The sequence below is a fragment of the Vibrio sp. YT-18 genome, from assembly GCF_033337345.1.
In the GTDB taxonomy this organism is placed as follows: Bacteria; Pseudomonadota; Gammaproteobacteria; order Enterobacterales; family Vibrionaceae; genus Vibrio; species Vibrio alginolyticus.
This window is the reverse complement of sequence record NZ_JAWOQO010000112.1, coordinates 1-1,381: the sequence shown is the minus strand read 5'-3', so window position 1 is coordinate 1,381 and position 1,381 is coordinate 1. Positions and strand designations below refer to the sequence as shown.

The window sequence follows — 1,381 nt, the reverse complement described above, 5'->3', positions numbered from 1 at the left end:
TGTTTGGACTGTTTGGCGCGATGCTAGAGCGTGCGGGTGCGGGTGTTTACTTCATTAAAGTCGCATTTTCTCTACTTGGTCATATGAAAGGCGGCCCAGCTAAAGCCGCGGTTGTCGCATCTGGTCTATCGGGTCTGGTTTCAGGCTCATCGATCGCAAACGTCGTAACCACGGGTACTTTTACCATTCCATTGATGAAACGAGTCGGCTTCCCGGGCACAAAAGCGGGTGCAGTTGAAGTGGCAGCGTCAACCAATGGTCAGCTCACCCCGCCAATCATGGGTGCGGCAGCGTTTTTGATGGTGGAATACGTAGGGATTTCTTACGTAGAGGGTATCAAAGCGGCATTACTTCCAGCGCTGATTTCCTACATCGCGTTGATTTACATCGTTCACCTTGAAGCATGTAAAGCGGGCATGACTGGCTTACCTCGTCGTCATAATCCAACGTTGCTGCAAAGCCTAATTTCATTCACAGCTACCATTTTAGGTCTGTGTGTAATCAGCGCTTTGGTGTACTACGGTGTAGGTTGGACGAAAGATGTCTTTGGCGACGCAGCGACTACGATAGTAACGATCGCGCTACTCATCGCCTACGTCGGCCTCGTAAAAATTTCTGCGAACCACATGAAAGATGGCGCAATTGAGATTGATGCGGAGCTGACTGAAGTGCCAGATCCGGGTCCTACAGTGAAGTCTGGCTTACACTACCTGCTACCTATCGTGGTACTGGTTTGGTGTTTAACAGTAGAGCGCTTCTCACCTGGCTTATCAGCATTTTGGGCGACCGTCTTTATGGTCTTCATTTTGCTAACACAACGCCCTCTGATGGCGTTACTTGCGAAAGAAGGCGACCTAGTACAGCAAACCAAAGAGGGTTTTGTCGATCTCGCTGAAAGCTTGGTGGCTGGTGCTCGCAACATGATCGGTATCGGTGTCGCAACTGCGGCGGCAGGTACGGTTGTTGGCGTTGTGACGCTAACTGGTATCGGCTTGGTGATGACGGATTTTGTTGAGTTTATCTCTGGCGGTAGTGTCATCCTAATGCTGCTGTTTACTGCAGTTATCAGTCTGATTCTCGGTATGGGCCTGCCTACCACAGCAAACTACATTGTAGTATCAACGCTAATGGCGCCAGTTATCGTAACGCTCGGCGCAGCGCACGGTCTTATCATTCCACTGATTGCGGTGCACTTGTTCGTGTTCTATTTCGGTATTCTCGCCGATGATACACCACCGGTCGGTCTGGCTGCCTTTGCCGCTGCAGCAATCGCGAAGTCCGATCCAATTCGTACCGGTATCCAAGGCTTTACCTACGATATTAGAACCGCCATTCTGCCATTCATGTTTGTTTTCAATACCCAATTATTGTTGATGGGTAT

General features: G+C 49.9%; 1 protein-coding gene. It reads left to right on the top strand.

All coding sequences use genetic code 11. From position 1 onward, the window contains the following. Positions 1 to 1,381, top strand: a 1,381-nt coding sequence (locus R7M72_RS24725; RefSeq protein ID WP_318056417.1) for a TRAP transporter fused permease subunit, incomplete at both ends; no start/stop codon positions are given.